This is a genomic window from Arthrobacter sp. TmT3-37, from assembly GCF_054510835.1.
Window position 1 is genome coordinate 1 of sequence record NZ_JBTNDU010000002.1, and the last position, 22,041, is coordinate 22,041.

21 protein-coding genes are annotated in these 22,041 nt (G+C 70.3%); 8 read left to right on the forward strand and 13 right to left on the reverse strand.

The window, feature by feature from the left end; all coding sequences use genetic code 11:
* Positions 1-95: 95 nt before the first annotated feature.
* Positions 96-245: a hypothetical protein gene (locus tag ACX80U_RS02860; RefSeq protein ID WP_208740118.1), complete on the reverse strand. Its 150-nt coding sequence runs from the start codon at positions 243-245 to the stop codon at positions 96-98.
* Between the two features lie 126 nt (positions 246-371).
* Between ACX80U_RS02860 and ACX80U_RS02865 the strand changes: the two genes are divergently transcribed.
* Complete coding sequence (locus ACX80U_RS02865) at positions 372-890, forward strand: hypothetical protein (RefSeq protein ID WP_133083145.1); 519 nt, start codon at positions 372-374, stop codon at positions 888-890.
* A gap of 28 nt (positions 891-918) precedes the next feature.
* Here the strand turns inward: ACX80U_RS02865 and ACX80U_RS02870 are convergent, their stop codons facing one another.
* Positions 919-2,010 (reverse strand): alkene reductase, encoded by a 1,092-nt coding sequence (locus ACX80U_RS02870; protein WP_459267350.1) that lies wholly within the window; start codon positions 2,008-2,010, stop codon positions 919-921.
* Positions 2,011-2,184: 174 nt separating this feature from the next.
* Between ACX80U_RS02870 and ACX80U_RS02875 the strand changes: the two genes are divergently transcribed.
* Positions 2,185-3,678: an MFS transporter gene (locus tag ACX80U_RS02875; RefSeq protein WP_459267351.1), complete on the forward strand. Its 1,494-nt coding sequence runs from the start codon at positions 2,185-2,187 to the stop codon at positions 3,676-3,678.
* Between the two features lie 39 nt (positions 3,679-3,717).
* On the opposite strand, the gene ACX80U_RS02880 is transcribed toward ACX80U_RS02875, so the two are convergent.
* The 3 genes from ACX80U_RS02880 to ACX80U_RS02890 all read right to left on the reverse strand — a co-directional run bounded on the left by ACX80U_RS02880 (position 3,718) and on the right by ACX80U_RS02890 (position 6,162).
* Entirely contained in the window at positions 3,718-4,185 is a 468-nt protein-coding gene (locus tag ACX80U_RS02880; RefSeq protein WP_133083148.1) for a hypothetical protein, read from the reverse strand.
* 106 nt (positions 4,186-4,291) lie between these two features.
* Positions 4,292-5,137, reverse strand: a complete 846-nt coding sequence (locus ACX80U_RS02885; protein ID WP_459267624.1) for an NAD-dependent epimerase/dehydratase family protein — start codon at positions 5,135-5,137, stop codon at positions 4,292-4,294.
* Between the two features lie 20 nt (positions 5,138-5,157).
* Positions 5,158-6,162 (reverse strand): aldo/keto reductase, encoded by a 1,005-nt coding sequence (locus ACX80U_RS02890; RefSeq protein ID WP_133083149.1) that lies wholly within the window; start codon positions 6,160-6,162, stop codon positions 5,158-5,160.
* Positions 6,163-6,275: 113 nt separating this feature from the next.
* On the opposite strand from ACX80U_RS02890, the gene ACX80U_RS02895 reads away from it, so the two are divergent.
* Genes ACX80U_RS02895 through ACX80U_RS02905 form a run of 3 tightly spaced genes read left to right on the forward strand, consistent with a single transcriptional unit; the run spans position 6,276 to position 10,137 of the window.
* A complete protein-coding gene (locus tag ACX80U_RS02895; RefSeq protein ID WP_208739905.1) occupies positions 6,276-7,316 on the forward strand; it encodes a lipid II:glycine glycyltransferase FemX in 1,041 nt (346 codons plus the stop codon).
* A gap of 2 nt (positions 7,317-7,318) precedes the next feature.
* The gene (locus tag ACX80U_RS02900; protein ID WP_208739906.1) at positions 7,319-8,392 is read left to right on the forward strand and encodes a lipid II:glycine glycyltransferase FemX; all 1,074 of its coding nucleotides are present in this window, start codon (positions 7,319-7,321) and stop codon (positions 8,390-8,392) included.
* Positions 8,393-8,442: 50 nt separating this feature from the next.
* Positions 8,443-10,137, forward strand: a complete 1,695-nt coding sequence (locus tag ACX80U_RS02905; protein WP_459267352.1) for a threonine/serine exporter family protein — start codon at positions 8,443-8,445, stop codon at positions 10,135-10,137.
* Here the strand turns inward: ACX80U_RS02905 and ACX80U_RS02910 are convergent.
* Complete coding sequence (locus ACX80U_RS02910) at positions 10,134-10,982, reverse strand: uracil-DNA glycosylase (RefSeq protein ID WP_459267353.1); 849 nt, start codon at positions 10,980-10,982, stop codon at positions 10,134-10,136. The two genes, ACX80U_RS02905 and ACX80U_RS02910, sit on opposite strands and share 4 nt — an antisense overlap.
* 122 nt (positions 10,983-11,104) lie before the next feature.
* On the opposite strand from ACX80U_RS02910, the gene ACX80U_RS02915 reads away from it, so the two are divergent.
* Positions 11,105-11,398, forward strand: coding sequence for a DUF3263 domain-containing protein (locus ACX80U_RS02915; RefSeq protein WP_244186284.1), 294 nt, complete (start codon positions 11,105-11,107; stop codon positions 11,396-11,398).
* 42 nt (positions 11,399-11,440) lie between these two features.
* A complete protein-coding gene (locus ACX80U_RS02920) occupies positions 11,441-12,055 on the forward strand; it encodes a LytR C-terminal domain-containing protein (RefSeq protein ID WP_459267354.1) in 615 nt (204 codons plus the stop codon).
* Positions 12,056-12,076: 21 nt separating this feature from the next.
* On the opposite strand, the gene ACX80U_RS02925 is transcribed toward ACX80U_RS02920, so the two are convergent.
* Positions 12,077-12,745: a TM2 domain-containing protein gene (locus tag ACX80U_RS02925; RefSeq protein WP_459267355.1), complete on the reverse strand. Its 669-nt coding sequence runs from the start codon at positions 12,743-12,745 to the stop codon at positions 12,077-12,079.
* 338 nt (positions 12,746-13,083) lie between these two features.
* On the opposite strand from ACX80U_RS02925, the gene groL reads away from it, so the two are divergent.
* Positions 13,084-14,718, forward strand: coding sequence for a chaperonin GroEL (gene groL, locus ACX80U_RS02930; RefSeq protein WP_133083157.1), 1,635 nt, complete (start codon positions 13,084-13,086; stop codon positions 14,716-14,718).
* 134 nt (positions 14,719-14,852) lie between these two features.
* Here groL and ACX80U_RS02935 read toward each other — a convergent pair whose 3' ends face one another.
* The 6 genes from ACX80U_RS02935 to ACX80U_RS02960 form a co-directional block, all read right to left on the reverse strand.
* Entirely contained in the window at positions 14,853-15,143 is a 291-nt protein-coding gene (locus ACX80U_RS02935) for a WXG100 family type VII secretion target (RefSeq protein ID WP_208740558.1), read from the reverse strand.
* 62 nt (positions 15,144-15,205) lie between these two features.
* A complete protein-coding gene (locus ACX80U_RS02940; RefSeq protein ID WP_459267356.1) occupies positions 15,206-16,768 on the reverse strand; it encodes a sensor histidine kinase in 1,563 nt (520 codons plus the stop codon).
* Between the two features lie 10 nt (positions 16,769-16,778).
* A complete protein-coding gene (locus ACX80U_RS02945; protein WP_133083159.1) occupies positions 16,779-17,489 on the reverse strand; it encodes a response regulator transcription factor in 711 nt (236 codons plus the stop codon).
* Positions 17,490-17,548: 59 nt separating this feature from the next.
* Complete coding sequence (locus ACX80U_RS02950) at positions 17,549-19,204, reverse strand: DNA repair helicase XPB (protein ID WP_208740559.1); 1,656 nt, start codon at positions 19,202-19,204, stop codon at positions 17,549-17,551.
* Positions 19,197-21,611: a helicase-associated domain-containing protein gene (locus ACX80U_RS02955; RefSeq protein WP_459267357.1), complete on the reverse strand. Its 2,415-nt coding sequence runs from the start codon at positions 21,609-21,611 to the stop codon at positions 19,197-19,199. Before ACX80U_RS02955 ends, ACX80U_RS02950 begins: the two co-directional genes overlap by 8 nt.
* Before the next feature lie 96 nt (positions 21,612-21,707).
* Positions 21,708-21,998 carry a hypothetical protein gene (locus ACX80U_RS02960; RefSeq protein ID WP_459267358.1) on the reverse strand — a complete coding sequence of 97 codons (291 nt, stop codon included), beginning with the start codon at positions 21,996-21,998 and terminating at the stop codon, positions 21,708-21,710.
* Positions 21,999-22,041 lie beyond the last annotated feature (43 nt).

Here is a 22,041-nt window from a genome sequence, read left to right on the forward strand (position 1 = left end):
GGTGTGGGACACTCCCCCGAAGGAGGGGAAAAGAAAAAGGTACGTCCGTTGGGTTCGCCGCTTCTGCGTTCTGCTCCTGGAACGGGTCCTGGTCGCTATTTCCCGGAGCTGTACTGGTCCTCGGAGTCCGCTCCCTCGGCCGGATCCTCGGGGTGCACCCGGATGTCCTCCGGGTTCGCGTCCGTGTCGCCCTCGGCGGGGGCCTCGTTGTGGATGCGGTCGTCGTCGCTGGGATTCTCTGACATGCACTCGTCCTTTCGGTTCCAGGGAAGGTAAGTCCCCTTACTGTCAGTCTACGGATCGGGCGCCGCGAGCATAACCCCGGTACCCGGCACGTGACGCGGCGTCGTCAGCATGCTTACGATCGGGTGGTGCACGAAGAGAAGGGCAGCGCCCTCCGACCCCAGGACCGACCGAGGGCCATCGCCTGCTCGGCCCTGGCCGGCCTGCTCGCACTGGGTCTGGGCCTCGGCGCCCACCTGGTGTCCGGCGGCGCCATGCCGAGCGCGGCGATCCTCTGCGGGCTTGCAGCGCTCGCCGTGCTCGTCGCCGCCATCGCAGCGCAGGCGCGGCTGCCCGGATGGGCGGTGCTGCTGCTGCTCGGCGTGACCCAGCAACTCCTGCACTGGCTCCTCGGCGGGCTCGCGGGCGCCGTGGACACCTCGGGGGTACCCGCGCCCGGGCAGGGCCCGCACCACGACGGGAACGCGCCGGTAGGGGTGGAAGGCGCACCGGGGCACTCGCCCGAGGTCATGCTGATGCTCCATGCGCACCTCGCGGCCGCGCTGCTGGTGGGCTGGGCCGTGGCCCGATACCCGCGCAGGGCGGAGTCCGTGGCGCGCCGGCGACGGCAGGGATCCGCTACGGAAGAAGGCGCCCCCGTCGCCTGACGGGAGCGCCTTCCGGCGGTGCTGGTGGTCAGTTGGCGTCGGCGGAACCGTCGTAGAACGGGTAGTCCGTGTAACCCTCGGCGCCGGTGGAGTAGAACGTCGCGGGATCCGGTTCGTTCTCCGGCAGGTTCTCCTGCCAGCGGCGAGCGAGATCGGGGTTCGCGATGGCGGGACGGCCGACGACGACCGCGTCCCCCACCCCGTCCTCGAGGATGGCGATGGCCTCCTCGCGGTTGGTGATGACGCCGAAGCCGCTGTTGATCAGGACGGGGCCACCGAAACGCGAGCGGAGGTCCTGGATGAGAGCACCCGTGGGCTCGGCGTGCAGGACGCTGAGGTAGGCGAGTCCGAGCGGCGCGAGGGCGTCGACGAGTGCCCCGTAGGTCGCATGGACATCGGCGGCCTCGGTCTCGAGGGCGTCCTGGATGTTGTGGGCGGGCGAGATCCGCAGGCCCACCTTCTCCGCGCCGACCTCCGCCGCGACGGCGGTGACGAGTTCGATCACGAACTGTGCCCGCTTCTCGGCGGACCCGCCGTAGGCGTCCTCGCGCCGGTTCGACTCGGGGGAGAGGAACTCGTGCAGCAGGTAGCCGTTGGCTCCGTGCAGTTCGACGCCGTCGAACCCGGCGACGTCGATCGCCTTCCGTGAGGCCGTGACGAATTCCCCGATGATGCCCGGGAGTTCCTCGGTGGTGAGTGCATGCGGCACGGGGTAGGGCTGCTTCCCCGTGCTGGTCCGGGTCGTCCCCTCGATGGCGATGGCGCTCGGAGCCACGACCTCGTAGCCGCCGTTCGTGTCGGGGTGCGTCACGCGCCCCGCGTGCATCACCTGTGCCACGATGCGGCCGCCGTCGGCGTGCACCGCGTCCGTCACGCGCTTCCAGCCGGCGAGCTGCTCGGCCCCGACCAGGCCGGGCTGACCGGGGAAGCCCTGCCCGGCATGGCTGGGGTAGGTCCCCTCACTGACGATGAGTCCGAGGGACGCGCGCTGCCGGTAGTGCTCCACGACGAGGTCGCCGGGGATGCCGGCGTTCCCCGAACGGACGCGCGTGAGCGGCGCCATCACCACGCGGTTGGGGAGTTCCAGCGTGCCGAGCGTGAGGGGGGAGAACAGTTTCATGTGTTCCTACTTTCCGGTTCGGGATCCTACTGTTCGGTAACCCGGGACTCCCGGGGGCTATTCCGTCTGTGGTCGGCGTCACCACCCGGCGGACGGGCGATGGCGCAGACCCGGCGACGGTGCCACACTGTGCGTGGTCCCGCGGCACGGCGGGGCGTGGACGGGCGGTGGTGCATGAGCGGGATCCGGATGGGTACGTCGTCGGGGCGCTGGGTCCTGTCCGCCACCGTCCTGGGTTCCGGGATTGTCGGGATCGACGCGACCGTCGTCAATGTGGCACTGCCGACCATCGGGCGGGACCTCGGTACGGATTTCGCGGCCCTGCAGTGGATCGTCACGGGCTACACCCTGACGCTCGCCTCCTTCATCCTGCTCGGCGGCTCGCTGGGTGACCGATTCGGGCGGCGGCGCGTCTTCCTCGTCGGTGTCGCCTGGTTCGCCGCCGCGTCGCTGCTGTGCGGGCTCGCTCCGGATGCCGGCCTGCTCGTCGCGGCGCGGGCGCTCCAGGGGATCGGCGGTGCCCTGCTGACGCCGGGCAGCCTCGCCATCCTCCAGGCGACGTTCTCGGGGGAGGACCGCGCGAGGGCCATCGGTGCCTGGTCCGGGCTGGGCGGTGTCGCCACCGCCATCGGGCCCTTCCTCGGGGGCTGGCTGGTGGAGGCCGTCTCGTGGCGGTGGGTCTTCCTCATCAATGTCCCGGTCGCCGTCGTCGTCGCCTGGATCACCCTGAAGCACGTCCCGGAGTCGCACGACACCGACGTCGAAGGGCGGCTCGACGTCGCGGGCGCGGTCCTCGGAGCGACCGCGCTCGCCGGGACCACCTATGCGCTGATCGAGGCGCCCGCGCAGGGCATGGGCGCGCCCGCCGTCCTCGGGGCAGGCGTCGTCGGGCTGGCCGCGGCCGGGGCCTTCCTCCTGGTCGAAGCACGCATCAGCCATCCGATGCTTCCGCCGGCCATCTTCGGGAACCGGCAGTTCAGCGCCGCCAACGCCGTGACGTTCCTGATCTATGCGGTGTTCGGCGGCGTCTTCTTCCTGCTCGTCGTCCATCTCCAGGTCGTGGCGGGTTTCAGTCCCCTCGCATCCGGTACGGCGATGCTCCCCATCACGGCGCTCATGCTCGTGCTGTCCCCGCGCGCGGGAGCCTTGGGGGCGCGGATCGGTCCGAGGATCCCGATGGCGCTCGGGCCGCTCATCTGCGCCGGATCGCTCCTCCTCATGCTGCGGATCGGCCCGCAGGCGTCCTACGTCGCCGACGTGCTGCCACCGGTGATCGTGCTCGGTCTCGGGCTGTCGCTGCTTGTCGCGCCCCTGACGTCGACGGCCCTGTCCGCCGTCCCGGAACGCCAGGCGGGGCTGGCCTCCGGTGTCAACAATGCGGTGGCCCGCGCTGCGGGGCTCCTCGCGATCGCCGTCCTGCCGTCCGCTGCGGGCCTGACCGGGGACGCCTACAACGATCCCGAGGCCTTCTCCGCCGGGTTCGGCACAGCATGCGCCATCGGTGCCGTGGTGCTCGTGCTCGGTGGCGTCCTGGCGGCGGTCACCATCAGGAATCCGGCCGTGCCGGAGGCCGACCACCCCTCACACTGTGCGGTCGACGGCACACCGGCCGCTCCGGGCGCCCTGCACCAGGCGTACGACGGGAAGGGCGGCCGGACCCGGACATGACGAAGCCCCGGGTGGCAGCCCGGGGCCCATCAGGAGGCGCTACTTGACGTCCTGCTCGTCCATGGCGCTCAGGGGCGAGCCGCCCCGGTTCGCGGGGTCGTCGCTCGCGTCGACGTCGTCGTCCTCCATCATGCCGAAGTCGACGTCCGCCGCTGCCTCGCCGAGCATGGGCTCCTCGGGCGGATACTGCTCCTCACCGTGCTCGTACCGGGCCTCGGCCGTCTCCTCGCGGAGCGTCTGGTCGCTGAGGTAGCCCTCCTCACCGATCGCGGAGACGCCGTTCTCGTCGAAGTCGTTCTCGTCGTCGCCGCTCTCGGTCGTGCCGGGCTCGTCCTGCAGGAGGGGGTCCTCCTGCCAGCGGTCGGGGTTGTTCTCCGCCGCACCCTCGTAGTCGTCCGGCTGTCCCTCGAGGACCGGGTCGAAGGCCTCGGGAGCGAGCGAATCGTTCGGCGTCTCGGGCTCCTCGCCCACGATGGTCAGTTCCTCATCGGGAAGGTTCTCGGTCATCTTCTCTGCCTTTCGTCGGTGCTGCGCATCCTTCGATCATCAGCCTACTGATTATCCGGTCCGGGCGACAGTCGGCTCCGCCGCCCGGACCCGATGCGGTGTCCCGCTAGACTCCGTCGCGCCAGCTGTGCCGGGGTTCGAAGCCCAGAACGCGGCGGGCCTTGTCGATCGACAGCAGCGTCCCGTGACCGCCGACCTCCCGCAGCACCTCGACGCCGGGGAACACCTCCGCCGCCAGATCGGCGCTCGTCCTGTCCATGACGGTGTCCGCGGCAGCGATGATGAAGCGGTCGAAGCCCGGCGCCGCGTGCTCCAGCGCCCTCAGCACCGCCTGGGCGCCGTCGCGGCCGTCGATGTACCCCCACAGGTTCCACTTGCGGGCCGTGGGGTCCGCGTCGAAGGACGGGAATTCGGCATAGTCCTCCGGGTCCATCACGTTCGAGAACCGGAGGGCCGTGATGCTCAGGTGCGGGTCCCAGCGGGCCAGCTCCGTGGCCAGTTGCTCCTCGAGGTGCTTGACCAGCGAATAGGTGCTCTCCGGCCGCGCCGGATACTCCTCGTCCACGGGGAGATACGGGGGAGGCGTGTCGAAGGGCAGCCCGAGCACGGTCTCACTGGACGCGTAGACGATCCGCTTGATGCCGGCCCGTCGGCACGCCTGGAAGACGTTGTACGTGGCGGTCATGTTGTTGTGGAACGTCTCGGCGTCCGCCTGAAGCCCCGGCGCCGGGATGGCCCCGAGGTGCACGACGGCGTCGAATCCGGAGTGCCGGTCCTCCACCCCGAGGAGCGCGTCGACCACCTGCCCGTAGTCCCGCAGGTCGATCCGCAGGAACCCGGGGCCGTGCTCGCCGTGCTGGTCCAGTTCCAGGACGCTGTGGCCCGCGTCGCGGAGGCCCCGCACCACGCTCCGGCCGAGCTTGCCGCTCGAGCCGGTGACCGCGACGTTCAGCGACGTCGTCGTCTCCGCCATCAGACCGGCCGGGTCTCGGGGGAGACGGTCTTGGCGACGTCGGTCTCCGCGAGGCCGCCGATCGCGTCGTCGATCGCTTTCAGGACGTCGTCCTCGAGCTTCACCCCGGCGGCGACGGCGTTCGATTCCACCTGCTCCGGGCGGGACGCCCCGATGATCGCCGAGGCCACGTTCGGATTCTGCAGCACCCACGCGATCGCGAGCTGCGCCATCGTGAGGCCCACGCCGTCGGCGATGGGTGCGAGCTTCTGCACGCCGGTCAGGACGTCGTCGCTCATCCAGCGCTTGATCATGTCGGCGCCGCCCTTGTCGTCCGAGGCGCGGGTGCCCTGCTCGGGCTGCTGGCCGGGCTTGTACTTGCCCGTCAGTACGCCCTGGGCCACGGGGGACCAGACGATCTGCGAGAGCCCCAGTTCCTCCGACGTGGGGACGACCTCGCCCTCGATGACCCGCCAGAGCATGGAGTACTGCGGCTGGTTGGAGATCAGCTGGAAGCCGAGCTCCTTCGCGAGGGCGGAACCGTCGCGGATCTGCTGGGCCGTCCACTCGCTGACGCCGATGTAGAGGGCCTTGCCCTGCCGGACGATGTCGGCGAACGCCTGCATCGTCTCCTCGAGGGGCGTCTCGTGGTCGTAGCGATGTGCCTGGTAGAGGTCCACGTAGTCGGTCTGCAGGCGCTGGAGCGAGCCGTCGATCGACTCCATGATGTGCTTGCGCGACAGTCCGACGTCGTTGTGCCCCTTGGGGCCCGTGGGCCCCCAGACCTTCGTGAAGATCTCGAGCGACTGGCGCCGCTCACCCTTCAAGGCTTCGCCGAGGACGGTCTCGGCGGCCGTGTTCGCGTACACGTCCGCCGTGTCGAAGGTGGTGATGCCGACGTCGAGTGCTGCCCGCACGCACTGCGTCGCGACGTCGTTCTCGATCTGCGAGCCGTGCGTGAGCCAGTTGCCGTAGGTGATTTCCGAGATCTTGAAGCCGCTGTTTCCGAGGTATCTGAAGTCCATATCGCGATGCTAGCCGGGCCGGGCGCTCCAGCGATAGGTCACCCAGGCAACGATCAAGGGGCTGGCGCTGCTGCTTTGGAGGGGATTCCGGCCCTGCCGTAGACTCGATCATCATGACCATTCGCTTCGCAACGCCCGACGAGATCGCCCGGTGGAACAGCATCATCAGCGAGAATCCGGACGGCGGGAACGTGATGCAGGGGCGGGAATTCGCCGAGCAGAAGCGAGCGACCGGATGGGCACCGGTGTACCTGGTGGCCGACGGCGTCGCGCTCACCGTGCTGCAGAAGACCGTCCTTCCCCTCGGCCGCTACTGGTACGTACCGAAGGGACCCGGGACCGGGGATGCTGCCGCGCTCGTCGCACTGCTCCCGGGGCTGAGGACCTTCGCCGCCGGCAAGGGGGTCTTCGGTGTCAAGGTCGACCCCGAGCTCCCCTCCGACCCCGCCGTGGCAGGGGCGCTCGAGGCCGCGGGGCTGGTCCGGGTCGCCGATGTCCAGCCCAACGTGTCGACGGTGGTCCTCGACATCTCGGGGGACCTGGAGGCCATCGAGGCGTCGTTCGGTTCGAAGACCCGCTACAACATCCGCGCGGCCCGCAAGGCCGGCGTCGAGACCCGCGTGGTGGAGGTCGACGACGAGAACTGCACGATCTTCTACCGGCTCCTCGCCGAGACGGCCGAGGGCAGTTTCTCCATCCGCAGCGAGGAGTACTACACCGGTTTCTGGCAGCGCCACGCACGCGCGCAGGCAGGAGCCTTCCTGTTCGCGTTCGTCGACGGCGAGGTGGTGTCGGCCGACTTCATCATGGTCCTCGGCGCCAAGGCCAGCCGCAAGGACGCCGCGAGCACCCGCAAGCGCACGGTCCGCGGTGCCAGCGCCCTCCTCGAGGTGGCCGCCATCGAATGGCTCAAGGCCCGGGGTGTCACGGAGTACGACCTCTGTGGAGCACCGCCGTCCAGCGAGGCGAAGAACAAGGACCACGAGCACTACGGCATCGGCATGTTCAAGACGGGGTTCAACCCGGCGATCACGGACTTCGTGGGGACGTTCGACCTGCCCGTGAAGCCACTGCAGCACAGGGCCTGGCTGAGGATCGGGGAGCGGGCCGCCCTGAAGGTCCACCGGATGCGACACCACGAAAGCTGGTACTGAGGATGGCGCCCTTCACGGCACGCGCAGCCACCGCCGACGAGGTGGCGCGCTGGGACGAGCTCGTCCCGGCCAACCCGCTCGGCGGTAACGTGCTCCAGTCCGGTCCCTTCAGCCGTGTGAAGGTGCGCCAGGGCTGGCAGCCTATCCACCTCGCCGTCGAATCGCAGGACTACACGAGCTACGTGATCGCCTACCAGCGCAGCATCCCCGTGCTCGGCGCGCTGTGGTACCTCATCAAGGGCCCCGACACGGCCCGTCCGGAGGATGTCCCCCCGTTCGTCGACGCCGTCGTCGCCCACGCGAGGCGCCGGCCGGGGCGGGTCTTCGCCGTGAAGATCGAGCCCGACTTCCCCGACACCGAGGAATTGCGCGCCCTCTTCGCCGGAGCGGGGCTCGTGAAGACCTTCAACATCCAGGCCAACGACAGCACGGCGATCCTCGACCTCACACCGGACGAGAACCAGCTCCTGAGGAACCTCTCCTCCCGGGGCCGCAACGCCGTCCGCCGTGCCATCCGCGACGGCGTCCGTGCCCAGCCCGTCGAGGCCGGCGAGGACACCTACCGGACCATGTACGCCCTCATGGGACAGGCTCAGCAGGGCCGGCTGTCCGCCGTTCCACGCCCCTACGAGTACTACCGGGGGTTCTGGCAGGAGTTCGTGGACGCCGGGATGGGCCGCTTCTACTTCGTGTACGAGGACGGCAAGCCGTCGGTGGGCGCCTTCGTGATCCTCTACGGCCGGAAGGCCACGTACAAGGACGGCGGCTCGCTGCCCAAGCGCAACCAGTACGGCGATTCGCACCTCGTCCAGTGGGAGGCGATCCTCGACATGAAGCGGCTCGGAGCCCGCGAATACGATTTCTGCGGCACTCCGCCGGCCGATCGGCTGAAGGACAAGGACCATCCGCAGTACGGCCTCGGGATGTTCAAGACGAGCTTCACGAAGACTGTGACGGACTTCGCAGGATGCTACGACGCCGTCGTCCGCCCCCGCACGTATCGTGTGTGGCATGCGGTGGGCGAGCGCGTGGCACGGCAGATCCATTGGCGCCGTCACCGGCAGCCCTTCTACTAGGCCTTCCCAGGCCACCGACCGTCCCGAGGGACGATTGTGAGGTTCCCCCCATGACTGACGGCTCGCGCGACGACCCCTGCGAGGGGTCATCGCCCGCCACCAACCCGTCGCCGGTCGCCGAGGCTCTCCCCGTCATCCGGCGGCCCTTCGACCCGAGCGACGACGAGAAGAACAAGCTCGCCGCCGGCAGGGGCAGTGGCAGGAAGCCGCCGAGGGGCGGCCCCACGCCGTCCAGGCGCCCCGCGGAACCGAGGCCCCAACGCCAGGGCCGCCAGCGGCAGCAGGTCACGAGGCCCGCGGACGCGCTGCCCACGACACCGCAGAGCGTGCCGCCGTCGGTCCGGTCCAATGCCGCCGCCCGGAGCATGCTCCGACGCTTGGTGCAGGGCGAGGCCCCGCCCACGCAGGCGATGAGCATCGTCGAGCGCCTGGCCGGCAGTCCCTACGCGAATCCGATGATCCAGGCGGGCGGCCCCGACGCCAGTGCCCGCAAGGCCCTCGACTTCGCGCTCAACCTGGCCGAGACCATGTTCCGCTACGGGGCGGGTGCCCTGGAGGTCGAGACGAGCATCATCGCGGTCACCGCGGCTTTCGGCCTCGACTCCATCGAGGTGGACATCACCAACCAGTCGGTGGTCATCAACTACTCGGCGCGGGACCAGACGCCGACGACGGTCCTGCGGGTGGTCCGCTCCTGGACGAACAACTACGCGGGCCTCACGGCCATCCACCGTCTCGTGTCCGACATCGCCGACGGTGGCGTCTCCCGGACGGAGGCCGCCCACCGACTCGACGAGATCACGCACCGGCCCAAGCCGTTCCCACGCTGGATGGTGACGGCGGCCTTCGGTATCTTCTCGGCGGCGATCGTGGCCTTCGTCGGCGGGACCCTGCTCGGATCGCTGATCGGCTTCATCAGCTGCATCCTCGTGGACCTGGTCAGCCGCAAGCTCGGCGAATGGCGCGTCCCGGAGTTCTTCGCCGTGGCAACCTCCGCCGCGCTGGTGACCCTGATCGCGATGCTGTTCTGGTGGCTCGAGGTGCCGATCGCCCCGGCGCTCGTGGTGGTGGGCGGGATCCTCCTGCTGCTGCCCACGGGCAGGCTCGTCTCCGCGACGCAGGACGCGATCAACGGCTTCCCGGTCACGGCCGCGGGCCGGTTCCTCTCGGCGATCCTCGTCTTCGCCGCGCTGGTGGCGGGCATCGCCGTCGCCCTCGTGGCGGGCACCGCGCTCGGCATCCCCGAGCTCGAGGTCCTCGACTCGTCGGGCAGCCAGTACCCGTGGCCCGTGGTCGCGGTGCTCACCTTCATCGCGGTGGCCATGATCTGCATCGCCGAGCAGACCGACGTGAAGCTCGTGATACCGACGTCGCTCGTCGCCGTCGCGGGGTATCTCCTGATGATCAGCGCGATGACCGCCGGCGTGGGCTACCGCCTCGCACCGGCCCTCGCCGCCATCCTGATCGGGGCCCTCTCCCGCGTCGTCGCGCTCCGCCTGGGCGCCCCGCAGCTCGTCGTCGCCGTACCCGCCGTCCTCTTCCTGTACCCGGGGCTGACCATCTTCCGCTCCATGTACATGCTGACCATCGACTCCGAGGTGGTATCCGACGGCGCCCTCGGACTCTTCAACGCGCTGACCGTCGTGCTGGCGATCGCCGCGGGTGTCGTCCTCGGCGACAACCTGGCCAGGCCCTTCACCCGCAAGCTCAGCTCGAACGAGCGCCAGCGGAACCGGCGGCGCTAGCCGTCCACTCCCGGTGTGGGCGCATCCCGATCCGACCCGCCGCTGGCCGCGGTCCGGGACCACTCGATCGGCGCGGCGCCCTGCTGGGCGAGGAGCTCGTTGACGCGGCTGAACGGCCGTGAGCCGAAGAACCCCCGGGACGCCGACAGCGGGCTGGGGTGCGCGGACTCCACCGTGGGCGTCGGCCCGAGCAGCGGCTTCAGGCGGAGCGCGTCCTTGCCCCAGAGGATGGCCACGAGCGGATCGCCGCGGGCCACGAGCGCCCGTATCGCCGCGTCCGTCACGTGCTCCCAGCCGAGCCCCCGGTGCGAGGCGGTCTCGCCGGCACGCACCGTCAGCACCCGGTTGAGGAGCAGGACGCCCTGCTCGGCCCACCCCGACAGGTCACCGGTCGCAGGCGGAGCGGTGCCGGTGTCCGAGGCCAGTTCACGGTAGATGTTCGCGAGGCTGCGGGGGATGGGACGCGTCGCGGGATCGACGGCGAAGCTCAGGCCCACGGCGTGGCCGACGGTCGGGTACGGGTCCTGCCCGACGATGACGACGCGCACGCTGTCCAGCGGCGTGGAGAACGCCCGGAGGATGGAGGGCGCATCGGGCAGCACGCGCAGCCCGCGGTCGAGGTCCGCCGCAAGGGCTTCGGCCAGCCGGTGGAGGACCGGTTCGACGGGCGCGAGCGCTGACGCCCAATCGGCCGGCACGAGGTCCGCGATGCCGGCGGGCGCCGCGAACGGGAAGACCGATGCGTTCGGCGACGGTCCTGGGTTACCGGAGCCCGCCGCGCGGGACGGCCCCGCATCGGAAGGAGCGTCGGGCAGGTCGAAGAGCGCGTCGTCGTCGTGCGTCATGGACCCATTCTCGCCCGGCTCTCCGGGACGCACTCCCCGAATGACACACGTGTAATTCCCTACTACCATGGAAAGACAGTCGTGCGAGGGAACGGAAGGTGGTAGTGGACATGGCGGAGCCGATGCGGCAGCCGGACGACTCCCCCTCCGGGCAGGAGGCCAGGCTGGCCCTGGGGGACCGCGAGCAGCGCATGCTGGCGCTCGAGCGCGAGTGGTGGAAGTACTCCGGCGCGAAGGAGCAGGCCATCCGCGACCTGTTCAACCTGTCCGCCACGCACTACTACCAGGCGCTCAACGCCCTGATCGACACGGAGGCCGCGCTCGCGCACGACCCCATGCTCGTGAAGCGGTTGCGTCGACTGCGGTCCACTCGCCAGAAGGCACGGTCCGCGCGCCGCCTCGGCGCGGACATCTAGTACTGCCCGCGACACTCGACGAGCGAAGGACCCTCCTCTTCCATGACTGACCACCCGCGGGACGAGTTCGACGCCGTCCCCGAGGCTTCCGCGCGCCAGGGTGTCCACCGGGAGAGGTTGGTGCCGGCCCGCTCGAGCGGGCTGGCCCTCAAGATCACCGTGGGGGTCCTGGCGCTGCTGATCGGTCTCGGCGCTTATTTCATCCTTCCCCGGCTCGGCTTCCCGGGGGGATCGGACGCGGCGTCGGGTCCGGCGCCGGCCACGAGCGGGGCTGCCGACGCAACGGCGGCGCCGACGGGGAGCGCCTCGGACGATCCCGAGGACGGGGCGACGGACGAACCGGACGCGGGCGCGTCCCCGGATGCGGAAGCGACCGACGGGACCAACCGGGCGCAGACGGTGAACGTGCTCAACGCCACGGGGGCTCCGGGACTCGCTTCCGTGGCGGCAGGGAGGCTCGCCGCCGAGGGCTGGACCTCGGCGATCCCGGGGAACTGGGCGGGAGCCCCGGTCGACTCCTCGGTGGTCTTCTACAACGGTGAGGCCCAACGGTCCGACGCCGAGGCGGTGGCCGCGGACCTCGGGATCACCGACCTGGTCGACACCCCGTCGGTCTCGCCCGACATCTCCGTGGTCCTCGGACCCGAATTCCAGTGATCCGCTGCAGGGCCGGAGCCATCAGTCCTTGAGGGGGATACCCTGCGCGTCCCGCCGGAACTGCCCGGATCCGACGAGGATCAGGATGCCCTCGACGAGGCCCCAGATGCCCGCCGCGATGGCGCTCAGCCCGAAGGTGAAGACCGCCCCGACGGTCGACATGAGGACCAGGACGACGCCGATCGTCGTGTAGCCGAGATAGAACCTGTGGACGCCGAGCGACCCGAGCAGGATCCCCAGGACCCCGGCGATCACCCGTGACTTCTGCGGACCGTACGGCTGTCCGTAGGGTCCCTGGCCGTAGCCGCCCTGCAGGTAGCCGCCCTGCGCGTAGGGCCCCTGGGACGGACCGTGCCCGTCGTAGCCACCGGAAGTGTAAGGGTCCTGTCCCGGGCCTGGCCCGCCGTAGCCGCTGGAAGGAGGGCCCGCCTGGGGGTACGGCGCCTGGGCGTACGGGTCCTGCGCGTACTGGTTCGGACCGGAGGGCCCTTGCGCATACGTTCCCGGCTGGTAGGGGTCCTGGCCGGACGGCCGCTGCGGGAAGGGTGCCTGCCCCTCCGGGAACGGCTGCGCGTCGTCGCGCACCCGGTGGGGCGCCGGATCAGGGCCGAGGGGGCCGCCGCCGTCGAGGTTCGGGATGCCGCGCTCGTCGGGCTTCCCGGAGTCAGGACCGCTTGCTGGCGTGGACACTGTGCCTCCCGTTGGTTGGTGTGCGCCCAATCTATGCCCTCGGCGGAATCCGCGCTACGGCGTGCGGCGGCACCGTGCTCCTGCCGTCCTGCAAGGGGGTGCGGAGGGCTCGGACAGGTTGCACTCGCACGGTGGGAGTGCTAATTATTGAGTTAGCACTCGCGCGCGCAGACTGCTAAGACTGCGCGTGGTGGGTGAAGCAGGCAAACCTCTGTGGTGGGGGTGGGGCTTCGAGCGTGAAAGAGATCGTTCAGGCGCTGCCCGGCCGTCGCGGGCACCACACGCAGGCAAGCATTCATGTGCTGAAATGCAACCGTCCCGAAAGGACCTAAGCCGTTATGGCCAAGATCATTTCTTTTGATGAAGAGGCCCGCCGCGGCCTCGAGCGGGGTCTGAACATCCTCGCTGACGCCGTCAAGGTGACGCTCGGCCCCCGTGGCCGCAACGTCGTGCTCGAGAAGAAGTGGGGCGCCCCCACCATCACGAACGACGGCGTGTCCATCGCCAAGGAGATCGAGCTCGACGACCCGTTCGAGAAGATCGGCGCCGAACTCGTCAAGGAGGTCGCCAAGAAGACGGACGACGTCGCAGGCGACGGAACCACCACCGCCACCGTGCTCGCCCAGGCCCTCGTCAAGGAAGGCCTGCGCAACGTCGCGGCCGGCGCCGACCCCCTGAGCCTCAAGCGCGGCATCGAGAAGGCCGTCAAGGCCGTCACCGACGAGCTGCTCGCCTCCGCGAAGGAGATCGAGACCAAGGAGCAGATCGCTGCCACGGCCTCCATCTCCGCCGGGGACAAGCAGATCGGTGACCTGATCGCCGAGGCCCTCGACAAGGTGGGCAAGGAAGGCGTCATCACCGTCGAGGAGTCGAACACCTTCGGCCTCGAACTGGAACTCACCGAGGGTATGCGCTTCGACAAGGGCTACATCTCGGGCTACTTCGTCACCGACGCCGAGCGCCAGGAGACGGTCCTCGAGGATCCCTACATCCTGATCGTCAACTCGAAGATCAGCAACGTGAAGGACCTCGTCGCCGTCCTCGAGAAGGTCATGCAGTCCGGCAAGCCGCTGCTGATCATCGCCGAGGACATCGAAGGCGAAGCCCTCGCGACCCTCGTGGTCAACAAGATCCGCGGCACCTTCAAGTCCGTGGCCGTCAAGGCCCCCGGCTTCGGTGACCGCCGCAAGGCCCAGCTCGCCGACATCGCCATCCTCACCGGTGGCCAGGTCATCGCCGAGGAGGTCGGCCTCAAGCTCGAGACCGCCACCCTCGACCTGCTGGGTACCGCCCGCAAGGTCGTCGTGACCAAGGACGAGACCACGATCGTCGAGGGAGCCGGCGACGCCGACGCCATCGCCGGTCGCGTGGCCCAGATCCGCGCCGAGATCGAGAACTCCGATTCCGACTACGACCGCGAGAAGCTGCAGGAGCGCCTGGCCAAGCTGGCCGGTGGCGTTGCAGTCATCAAGGCCGGTGCCGCCACGGAGGTCGAGCTCAAGGAGCGCAAGCACCGCATCGAGGACGCCGTCCGCAACGCGAAGGCAGCCGTCGAGGAAGGCATCGTCGCCGGTGGTGGCGTGGCCCTCATCCAGGCCGGAGCCAAGGCGTTCGCCAACCTGGAACTCTCGGGTGACGAGGCGACGGGCGCGAACATCGTCCGCGTCGCGATCGACGCACCGCTCAAGCAGATCGCCTTCAATGCCGGCCTCGAGCCCGGCGTCGTCGTCGACAAGGTCCGCGGACTGCCCGCCGGCCACGGCCTGAACGCTGCTACCGGCGTGTACGAGGACCTCCTCGCCGCAGGTGTCAACGACCCCGTGAAGGTCACGCGCTCGGCCCTGCAGAACGCAGCGTCGATCGCCGGCCTGTTCCTCACCACCGAGGCCGTCGTGGCCGACAAGCCGGAGAAGGCAGCTCCTGCCGGCGGCGGCGACGACATGGGTGGCATGGGCGGCATGGGCGGCTTCTAGCCCCCGCCGGCGCTCCACCGCGCACGCCCGAACGAGAAGGGTGGCACTCCCGAGGGGGGTGCCACCCTTTCGTCGTCCGAGGCACGGACGGATGCCCCGGACAGCCGTGGTGGCCCGGCGCAGGCGGCGAGGCGTCAGCCCAGGAACATGCGGGCGTTGTCCTGCTCGGCATCGGCGTACTGCCGGGTCGCGAGGGAGAGCGCCGCGTTGATGCCGGCCAGGGATTCCTCGACCTGCTGCTGGGTCGCACGCCACTGCAGGACGAGCTGCTGGAAATTGCTGGCCGCCTGGCCTGTCCAGATCCCCTCGAGATCGCGCAGCCCCGCCTGCATCGAGTTCACCTCCGCCTGCAGCCTCGAGATGGTGCCCTGCACCTGGCTGCTCTTCGCCGCCAGGCCGTCGGTGTCCACGTTGAAGAAAGGCATGGTGTGCTCCCGTGTGCTCGCGTTCCGTTGACGATCCGACGCTAGGGCACGGTACGGGGTGGTCAGCCGGCGTCGCCGCTCTTGTGGACAACCGGCCTGGTCGAGGGGGCCCGTGGAGGGATGATGCCGTTCGAGTAGGCGTGTTCCTGGCCGGACCCCGGGGAGTCCTCCTCGGGCGCTGCGTCCTCCGACCCGTCGTCCGCCGGGAGGTGCGGGAGCCGGATGGACAGGGTGGCACCACCGCCGGGCGTCTCCTCCAGCCGGACGGTGCCGTCGTGCTGCGCGACGAGCGCGGCGACGATGGCGAGGCCGAGCCCCGTGCCGCCGGTCTCCCGGTGCCGGGAGCTGTCCGCCCGGTAGAAACGCTCGAAGACCTTGGCGGCGTCCTCCTCGGAGATGCCGGGCCCGTGGTCGCGCACCTCCAGGACGGAGTCACTGTGCCCGTGCAGGACCGGCGCGACGCCGACGGCGAGCTCGATCGGGGATCCCTCCGGCGTGTAGCGGAGCGCGTTGGTCATCAGGTTGGCGACCACCTGGCGCAGGCGTGCCTCGTCACCCCTCGAGGGCGCGGAGCGTGGCGCCCCGCCGTCGAGCCCGATCACCGTGACTGACCGGTCGGGGGCGGTCGCCCGTGCGTCGAAGGCGGCATCGTGCGCGAGCACCATGAGGTCCACGGGTCTCACCTCGAGGGGGCGCTGCTCGTCGATCCGGGCGAGCGTGAGGAGATCCTCGACGAGCTGGCCCATGCGGATGGCCTCGCTCTCGATCCGGCCCATCGCCGCGGCCACGTCCTCGTCCTTCTGGAGTGCTCCGTGCCGATAGAGCTCCGAGTAGCCACGGATGGTCACGAGCGGCGTGCGGAGCTCATGGGAGGCGTCCGCCACGAAACGGCGCATCTTCGTCTCCGACGCGGTCCTCGCCGCGAAGGCGCGCTCGATGTGCGCGAGCATGGCGTTGAGCGATCGCGACAGCCGGCCGATCTCGGTGGCGGGACGTTCGACGGCGACGCGGCGGGAGAGGTCGCCGGCTGCGATGGCGGCGGCGGTCCGCTCGACCCTGGCCAGCGGTGCGAACTGCCGGGTGACCGTGACGAAGGCGATGAGGGACGCGAGGGCGGTGGTCACCAGTCCCGACGTGAAGATGATCTCGGTCGATTCCTGCAGGGATTCGTTGACCGTGTTGAGCCGTGAGGCGATGGCCAGGTAGCCCTCGCCGTTGGTGAACGGGAAGACGCGGACACGCCACCCCTGGCTCGCCGGGTCCGTCCCCGGCACGTCGAGGCCCGATCCTTCGAGGTCCGCGATCCGCTCGGGCGTGAGGTCCCCGAGGTCGGGCACGTCCGCCGCGTCGGAGGACTGGTTCTCGGCGAGGATGGTGGAGTCCCGGTCGAGGATCGCCGCGTAGTACCGCAGGACGGTCCCGTCATCGGCGGGTACCTCGGAATAGATGGTCTCCGAGACGACCTTCGCGTTGGCCAGGATGTCGGCGTCGACCCGGTCCACGAGTCCTTCGCGCAGGAGGGACACGGTCGCCAGGCCCGTGATGCCCACCGTGACGATCATGAGGAGCATGATGATCGCGACGAGCTGCGAGCGGAGGGACGCCGCACTCCAACGCTTGACCAAGGGGGCGGCGCTACCGCTTGTCGGCGGTCCGGAGCAGGTAGCCCACGCCGCGCTTGGTCTGGATCAGGGCCACGGCATCCGGGTTCCTGTCGATCTTGCGGCGCAGGTACGAGATGTAGGACTCGACGATGGACGCGTCCCCGTTGAAGTCGTACTCCCACACGTGGTCGAGGATCTGTGCCTTCGACAGGACGCGGTTCGGGTTCATCATGAGGTAGCGCAGCAGCTTGAACTCGGTGGGGGAGAGGTCGATGACCTCGCCGCCGCGCCGGACCTCGTGCGCGTCGTCGTCGAGCTCGAGGTCGTCGACGCGGATCACGGCGTCGTCGTCCTCGAGCGGGTGGGTGCGTCGCAGGACGGCGCGGATGCGCGCGACCACCTCGTCGAGGCTGAACGGTTTGGTGACGTAGTCGTCCCCGCCGACCGTCAGGCCGGTGACCTTGTCATCCGTGTCGTCCCGCGCCGTCAGGAAGACGACGGGGAAGTGCCGGCCGGCGGCGCGCAGCCGGCGGGTGACGGTGAATCCGTCCATGTCGGGGAGCATGACGTCCAGGACGGCGAGATCCGGGTTGTGCGTCTCGGCCGCCGCGAGGGCGTCGCGTCCGTTGCCGGCGGCGACGACGTCGAAGCCGGCGAACCGCAACGATGTCGACAGGAGTTCGCGGATGTTCGGTTCGTCGTCGACGACCAGCAGTTTCGCTTCGGGGCCCGTTTTCTTCACGGCACCAGTATCCGCGCGTTGTCTGTGAGTTGTCTGTGCCGTTCCGGTGAGAACGCTCGTCAGTCTCTGGGCTCCTTGTCCCCGATCGAGGAGGCGTCGAGGATCCGGTACGCGTAGCCCTGCTCCGCCAGGAAGCGCTGCCTCTTGGCCGCGAAGTCCTGGTCCAGGGTGTCCCGCGCGACGACCGTGTAGAAACGCGCAGCGCGGCCGTCGGTCTTCGGCCGGAGCAACCGGCCCAGGCGCTGGGCCTCCTCCTGCCGTGAACCGAAGGACCCGGAGACCTGGATCGCCACGGAGGCCTCCGGCAGGTCGATCGAGAAGTTCGCGACCTTCGAGACCACGAGCACGTGGATCTCGCCCGCACGGAAGGCGTCGAACAGGCGCTGGCGTTCCTTCACGGAGGTCTCCCCCTTGATCACGGGGGCGTCGAGCCTCGCCGCGAGGTCGTCGAGCTGATCGATGTACTGGCCGATCACCAGAAGCTGCTCGCCCCTGTGCCCGGCGACCAGCTTCTCCACCACGTCCGACTTCGTGTCGGACGTCGCACACAGCCGGTACTTGTCGGCGTCGTCGGCCATGGCGTAGGCGACCCGCTCGTCCCGCGGCAGGTCCACGCGGACCTCCACGCAGTCGGCCGGGGCGATGTAGCCCTGTGCCTCGATGTCCTTCCACGGGGCGTCGTACCGCTTCGGTCCGATGAGCGAGAACACCTCGCCCTCCCGGCCGTCCTCACGGACGAGGGTGGCCGTGAGGCCGAGCCGGCGGCGCGCCTGGAGGTCGGCCGTCATCTTGAAGATCGGCGCGGGGAGCAGATGGACCTCGTCGTACACGATGAGGCCCCAGTCGTTCGCGTCGAGCAGTTCGAGGTGCGGGTACAGCCCACCGCGCCTGGTGGTGAGGACCTGATAGGTCGCGATCGTCACCGGACGCACCTCCTTGACGGCGCCGGAGTACTCGCCGATCTCCTCCTCCGTCAGGGACGTGCGCTTGAGCAGCTCGTCCTTCCACTGCCGGGCGGAGACCGTATTGGTCACGAGGATCAGCGTGGTGGTCTGGCTCGTGGCCATGGCCGCAGCGCCCACGAGGGTCTTCCCTGCGCCGCAGGGCAGGACGACGACTCCCGAGCCGCCCGACCAGAAGTTCTCGACGGCGAGCTGCTGGTAGGGCCGCAGGGTCCAGCCGTCCTCGTCGAGCACGATCGGGTGCGGTGTCCCGTCGACGTAGCCCGCGAAGTCCTCGGCGGGCCAGCCGAGCTTGAGCAGCAGCTGCTTGAGCTGTCCCCGCTGCGACGAGTGGACGACGACGGTCTCGCCGTCGATCCTCGGTCCGAGCAGGGGTTGGATCTTCTTGGCGTGCAGGACCTCCTCGAGCACCGGGTAGTCGGTGGTCCGCAGGACGAGGCCGTGCTGCGGGTCCTTCTCGAGGCGGAGCCGTCCGTAGCGCGACATCGTGTCCTCGATGTCGATCAGGAGGGCGTGCGGCACCGGGAAGCGCGAGTACTTCAGCAGCGTGTCGAGGACCCGTTCGGCGTCGAGCCCGGCCGCGCGCGCGTTCCAGAGCCCGAGGGGCGTCAGCCGGTAGCTGTGCACGTGCTCCGGCGCCCGCTCGAGCTCGGCGAAGGCGGCGATGGCATGGCGCGCCTCGGTGGCCTGCTCGTGGTCGACCTCGAGCAGGATGGTCTTGTCACTCTGGACGATCAGCGGCCCGTCAACCATCTGCGGGACTCCCTTCGAGGATTTCCACGTCCATCACGCGATGCACGGACACGACTTTCTCCACCTGGTGCTCGGGGTCGAACACCCGCAGGCGGCCTCCCGATACCGAGAGGGGAACAAGGACCTGGCGCACATGATTCCCCTCGCTGTCCGCGGTGCCGAGGCGGATCCTGCTCCGGGACCGGATGGCTGCGCGGAGGGTCTCGAGTCCCAGGAGGGTCTCGCTGTCGGTACCGGTGGCGACATCGGCAGGGCCCGGGCGCGCGGAGCGCAGGACGGCGAGCTGGGCGTCGAGCTCCTCCTCCGCGACCGACCACGGATTGAGCCGTGACCTCAGCTGGTCCGGCGGGACGCGCGCGGGCGCCGCCGGTCCGGCGGGAGGCGTCCTGCCCGCGGCGGCCACGGCGTCCGACGCCGGCGAGAAGCCGAGGTCCCGCAGGAGCGCGGCCAGTTCGTGGGGGGAAGCGGGGGAGACCAGGACGGTCGGCGCCACCTGGACGACGCCGAGCACGGCGGCCCGCGGATCGGCCAGCACCGTCGCGACCACGGCGTCGTCGTCCGTGCTCACGTAGCTGCCGGCCCGTCCGACCCGGAGGCTGCCGTACCGCGACGCGGTGTCCTCGACGAGGTAGGAGAGCGCCTGCGGGATCTCGGTGGCGGAGTGCTCGTGTAGAAAGGCGAGGATCGAGGAGGCGTCCTCGCCGGAGTCGAGGGCGGAACGGATCGACTCCGCGGAGAAGCGGTAGGTGGTGGCCGGCCCCTGTCCCTCGGGGGTGGACATGCGCAGGAGCCCGCGCGCCACTTCGGGCTGCAGGTAGCCGGGAGCGACGGCGGTGAGGTCCGCCTGCAGGACGACGCGGGACACCGGATCGGGCAGGGCCTCGCGGATGACCCGGCCGGCGTCCTCGAAGCGGCCGGCAGCGACGAGCCCGCCCACGTCCGTCAGGGCTCCGCCGCCGGTCAGTCCCAGCGCTCCCGCCTCGATCAGCATGCCCGGCAGCAGGCGGGCGAACCGCCGCTGCAGGCGCGGCTGGTACCAGGTCGCGAGCCCGATGACGGACTGCTCGGTGAGGACCGGTACGGTGCGCGGCCTGCCGTCCTCCGCTGCCGGAGCTGCGCCCTGACCGGCGCCGGACAGCTCCGTCGCCACGGCCAGCAACCGCTGCCGCACCATCGGAGCGTCCGGTCGGGACGCCTCGGCGGCCAGGGCGTTGACGGATGTCCCGTCCGGCAGCCTGGACCCGATCAGGGCCGGTGCCCTGTCGACGGCCAGCCATCCCTCGACGAGGAGGAGCCACTGGGCGTCGCGGTCCAGCGCCTCCCACGCCTCCAGGCGGGAGGTCTTCCAGCGCGAGTCGTCGGGGTCGAGGGTCAGGAGCCCGACGGCGGACGCCAGTTCCAGCAGCCACGCCGCCTCGCGGTCCTCGACGCGCAGCACCTCCCGGACGCGCCGCAACTCCCGCACGCCCACCCCGCCCGAGCGAAGGGTCGCGACCGGCGTCGAGGCGACGGACCAGAGGAGGGCGGTGATCAGCCGGAGGGTCTCGGCGACGGCGCCGAACGCCGCGTTGTCCCGGAGGCTCGCGCGGGTGCTGCGGTCGGTCCCCGTGGGCGGGGCGAGCTCGAGGGAGGGGAAGACGGCCTGACCGCGGAGGGCCATGCCGACACCGCGTGGCAGCTCGACATGGAGGGCGTCCAGGGGTGCCAGCAGGCACCGGTCGAGCAGCCAGCGCACCGCGGGCGAGGCGCCGCCGTCGCCGCCTGTCACCGTCGAGCCGACCGGGACGTCCCGCAGGCGTGCGAGCAGGGTGGCGGCACCGTCGGGAGCGTCGGCCAGGACCCGACGCCAGAGCACCGGATCCGCCGTCACCTCCTGCAGTGCCTGCGCCGCGGCCGCGGAGGTCATCGCCCCGGTGTCCGCCGCGGCGTCCAGGAGCTGCACCGCGTGGACCAGCGCCGGTCCGTAGCGCGGGATGGAGCGGGCGAGGACGCGGAAGGGCCGGCCGAGGCCGGCGGGGTAGGGGCCGAGCGCATCGGCCAGCGCGCCGACCGGCAGGAAGCCCTCCGCCGGGGAACCCGTGACGAGGGCCTGCTCGAGGAGATCGGCGATGATGATGTCGAGATCGTCCGCCGCGCCGTCCGCGAAGGCGGCCGCGAGGCGCTCGCGTGGAACCACGCAGCCGTCGTCCTCGCTGAGCACCACGATCGCCTCGAGGACCTGGAGCCCGGGGCGCGCGATATTGTCCAGGGCGCGCTGCAGGCTCACGCGGGTGGAGGCCCTCGCCGCGAGCGCGGCGAAATCAGGCACCGGGGGAAGGATGAGGTCGGGCCGGACGGCAAGCAGGCGGCGCAGTTCGTCATCGCTCCGAAGGGCCAGCTGGTCGGCCAGTGCTCGGATCGCGGACATCCCCTCAAGATTACCCGGCCCCTCCGACACGGATCGCTCGTCCTGAGGACGACGGGCGGGCGGGAGCCGTCGGCGGGCGAGCTCCGTGCGGGCGGATCAGGAGCGCCGGCGTGCGACGACCGACCCCGCGACGAGCGAGACCATCAGCAGGAAGGCGATCGGGAGGCAGAAGTACGTCGCCAGCACGAAGCCCGGCCACACCGTGCCCTGGAGGAGCGCGGTGACGAGGATGGCGGCGAGCGACAGCAGCCCGATACCGGCGAACGCGACCGCGAGGACCAGGACCCCGAACCGTCCGCGGGACGATCGGCCGGTGTCGCCGCCCGGGACGGGGCCCTGCAGGGGATGGGGGGCAGGGCGGCTCGGCGGGGTCTGGTCAGGGATCATAGCCGTCCCAGACTACAAGAACCACGGCGGGGAAGCCGTGGGA

Excerpts from the sequence above, each read along its gene's own strand:
- ACX80U_RS02860 (WP_208740118.1), bottom strand. The coding sequence starts at position 245 with ATGTCAGAGAATCCCAGCGACGACGACCGCATCCACAACGAGGCCCCC.
- ACX80U_RS02870 (WP_459267350.1), bottom strand. The coding sequence starts at position 2,010 with ATGAAACTGTTCTCCCCCCTCACGCTCGGCACGCTGGAACTCCCCAAC.
- ACX80U_RS02875 (WP_459267351.1), top strand. The coding sequence starts at position 2,185 with ATGAGCGGGATCCGGATGGGTACGTCGTCGGGGCGCTGGGTCCTGTCC.
- ACX80U_RS02880 (WP_133083148.1), bottom strand. The coding sequence starts at position 4,185 with ATGACCGAGAACCTTCCCGATGAGGAACTGACCATCGTGGGCGAGGAG.
- ACX80U_RS02890 (WP_133083149.1), bottom strand. The coding sequence starts at position 6,162 with ATGGACTTCAGATACCTCGGAAACAGCGGCTTCAAGATCTCGGAAATC.
- ACX80U_RS02895 (WP_208739905.1), top strand. The coding sequence starts at position 6,276 with ATGACCATTCGCTTCGCAACGCCCGACGAGATCGCCCGGTGGAACAGC.
- ACX80U_RS02900 (WP_208739906.1), top strand. The coding sequence starts at position 7,319 with ATGGCGCCCTTCACGGCACGCGCAGCCACCGCCGACGAGGTGGCGCGC.
- ACX80U_RS02905 (WP_459267352.1), top strand. The coding sequence starts at position 8,443 with ATGACTGACGGCTCGCGCGACGACCCCTGCGAGGGGTCATCGCCCGCC.
- ACX80U_RS02910 (WP_459267353.1), bottom strand. The coding sequence starts at position 10,982 with ATGACGCACGACGACGACGCGCTCTTCGACCTGCCCGACGCTCCTTCC.
- ACX80U_RS02915 (WP_244186284.1), top strand. The coding sequence starts at position 11,105 with ATGCGGCAGCCGGACGACTCCCCCTCCGGGCAGGAGGCCAGGCTGGCC.
- ACX80U_RS02920 (WP_459267354.1), top strand. The coding sequence starts at position 11,441 with ATGACTGACCACCCGCGGGACGAGTTCGACGCCGTCCCCGAGGCTTCC.
- groL (WP_133083157.1), top strand. The coding sequence starts at position 13,084 with ATGGCCAAGATCATTTCTTTTGATGAAGAGGCCCGCCGCGGCCTCGAG.
- ACX80U_RS02935 (WP_208740558.1), bottom strand. The coding sequence starts at position 15,143 with ATGCCTTTCTTCAACGTGGACACCGACGGCCTGGCGGCGAAGAGCAGC.
- ACX80U_RS02950 (WP_208740559.1), bottom strand. The coding sequence starts at position 19,204 with ATGGTTGACGGGCCGCTGATCGTCCAGAGTGACAAGACCATCCTGCTC.
- ACX80U_RS02955 (WP_459267357.1), bottom strand. The coding sequence starts at position 21,611 with ATGTCCGCGATCCGAGCACTGGCCGACCAGCTGGCCCTTCGGAGCGAT.
- ACX80U_RS02960 (WP_459267358.1), bottom strand. The coding sequence starts at position 21,998 with ATGATCCCTGACCAGACCCCGCCGAGCCGCCCTGCCCCCCATCCCCTG.